A 2,995-nucleotide genomic window follows, 5' to 3' on the forward strand; every position below is an offset into this window, starting at 1 on the left:
CGCCGCGCCCCTCCGTGCCCACGCCCATGAACCTGTCGCGCCCCTTCGTCGAGCGCCCGGTCGCCACCGTGCTGCTGACCATCGGCATGGCGCTGGCGGGCATCGCCGCGTTCTTCGTGCTGCCGGTGGCGCCGCTGCCGCAGGTGGACTACCCGGCCATCTCGGTGTCGGCCAGCCTCGCGGGCGCCAGCCCCGAGACCATGGCCACCAGCGTGGCCACGCCGCTGGAGCGCCGCCTGGGCGTGATCGCGGGAGTGAACGAGATGACCTCCAGCAGCTCCACCGGCTCGGCCCGCGTGAGCCTGCAGTTCGACCTGAGCCGCAACATCGACAGCGCTGCGCGCGAGGTGCAGGCGGCCATCAACGCATCGCGCGTGGACCTGCCGGCCACGCTGCGCAGCAACCCCACCTACCGCAAGCGCAATCCGGCGGATGCGCCCGTCATCATCCTCACGCTGACCTCCAAGACGCGCACACCGGGCGAGATCTACGACGCGGTCTCCAACGTGGTGAGCCAGCGCATCTCGCAGGTGGCGGGCGTGGGCGAGGTCGAGATCGGCGGCGGCTCGCTGCCCGCGGTGCGCGTGGAACTGCTGCCGTTCGCGCTCAACCGCTACGGCATCAGCACCGAGGACGTGCGCGCGGCCATCCAGGCCTCCAACGCCAACCGCCCCAAGGGCGCCATCGAAGGCGATGGCAAGCGCCTGCAGATCTACACGCCTTCGCCCTCGCGCAAGGCGTCCGACTACGCCTCGCTGGTGATCGCCTGGCGCAACAACGCCGCCGTGCGCCTGGGCGACGTCGCGCGCGTGGTCGATGGCGTAGAGAACACGCGCACGCTGGGCCTGTTCAACGGCGACCCGGCCATCATCGTGCTCATCACGCGCCAGCCGGGGGCCAACATCATCGACACGGTGGACGGCGTGCGCGCGCTGCTGCCCGACCTGCAGGCGCAGCTGCCGCAGGACATCCAGGTGTCGGTGGCGTCGGACAGCACCAATTCCATCCGCTCGTCGCTGCGCGAGATCGAGTTCACGCTCATGGTTTCCATCGCGCTGGTGGTGCTGGTGGTGGGCCTGTTCCTTCGCAAGGCGCGCGCCACGGTCATTCCGGCGGTGGCCACGGTGGTATCGCTGCTGGGCACCTTCGGCATCATGTATTTTCTGGGTTTCAGCCTGAACAACCTGAGCCTGATGGCCCTCACGGTGGCCACCGGCTTCGTGGTGGACGACGCCATCGTGGTGCTGGAGAACACCAGCCGCCACATCGAGGCCGGCATGGACCGCATGGCCGCGGCGCTGCTGGGCGCACGCGAGGTGGGTTTCACGGTGCTGTCGATCAGCCTGTCGCTGGTGGCGGTGTTCATCCCGCTGCTGTTCATGGACGGGCAGGTGGGGCGCCTTTTCCGCGAATTCGCGGTCACGCTGTCGGTGGCGGTGGCGATCTCGCTGGTGATCTCGCTCACCACCACGCCGATGATGTGCGCGTGGCTGCTGCGCTCGGAAGACCCCGCCCAGGCCAAGCCCCCCGGCCGCTTCGCGCGCTGGGCCGAGCGGGGCTACGACGGCATGCTGCGCGGCTACGCCCACAGCCTGGACTGGGCGCTGGCGAGCAAGGCGCTGGTCATGCTGGTGCTGCTGGCGGTGATCGGGCTCAACGTGTACCTGTTCACCAAGATTCCCAAGGGCTACTTTCCGCAGCAGGACAACGGCCAGCTCAACGGCGGCTTGCGGGCTGACCAGAGCATCTCCTCCGACGCCCTGGCGCGCAAGCTGCGCCAGGCGGTGGGCATCATCCGCAACGATCCGGCGGTGGACACGGTGGTGGGCTTTTCCGGTGGCGGGCGGGCGGGCGGGGGCTTTCTGTTCGTGAACCTGAAGCCCGTGGGCGAACGCGTCGACAGCAGCAACGCCGTGATCGGGCGCCTGCGGCCGCAGCTGGCGCAGATCACCGGCCTGCAGGTGTTCCTGAGCCCGGTGCAGGACCTGCGCATGGGCGGGCGCTCCAGCAATTCGACCTACCAGTACACCCTCAAGAGCGACAACCTGGCCGACATGCGGCTGTGGGCCACGCGCCTGGCCGAGCGCCTGAAGCAGGAAGCGCTGCTGACCGACGTGGACACCGACCAGGCCGACAACGGCGTGGAGACCTATGTGGAGGTGGACCGGGCCAGCGCCTCGCGCCTGGGCGTGAGCGCCTCGGCCATCGACAGCGCGCTCTACAACGCCTTCGGCCAGCGCTCGGTGGCCACCATCTACGGCGAGCTGAACCAGTACTCGGTCATCATGGAGTGGGCGCCGGAATACACCAAGGGCCCGCCGGCGCTGGCCGACATCTTCGTGGCGTCCAACCCGACCGGGGCCACCGGCACGGCCGCCAATCCGGGCCAGCGCGGCGCCTCCACGGGGCAGGTGCTGAGCAACACGGCATCGACCATGGTTCCGTTGAGCGCCATCGCCAAGGTGGTGGAGCGGGCCTCGCCCACCTCCATCAACCACCAGGACGGCGAACTGGCCACGACGATCTCGTTCAACCTGGACGGGAACACATCCCTGAGCCAGGCGAGACAGGTCATCGAGCAGGCGGAGGCCGACATCGCCATGCCCACCAACGTGCGCGGCAGCTTCCAGGGCACGGCCCTCGGGTTCCAGCAATCGCAGTCGCAGCAGTTCTTCCTGATCCTGGCGGCCATCGTGGTGATCTACATTGTGCTGGGCGTGCTGTACGAAAGCCTGATCCACCCCATCACCGTGCTGACCACCTTGCCCTCGGCCGGCGTGGGGGCGGTGCTGGCGCTGCTGCTGTTCAACATGCAGTTCACCATCATCGCGCTCATCGGCGTGTTCTTGCTGATCGGCATCGTGAAGAAGAACGCCATCCTCATCATCGACTTCGCGCTGGAGGCCGAGCGTGCCCGGGGCCTGTCGGCGCTGGAGGCGGTGCGCGAGGCCTGCATGCTGCGCTTTCGTCCCATCCTGATGACCACGCTGGCCGC

General features: G+C 68.6%; 1 protein-coding gene. It reads left to right on the forward strand.

What is annotated here, in order from left to right; genetic code table 11:
- Positions 1 to 26: 26 nt before the first annotated feature.
- A partial coding sequence (locus AC27KI_RS21925; protein WP_487115813.1) for an efflux RND transporter permease subunit occupies positions 27 to 2,995 on the forward strand: 2,969 nt, incomplete at its 3' end.

Source organism: Acidovorax sp. KPB24-03 (assembly GCF_057546605.1).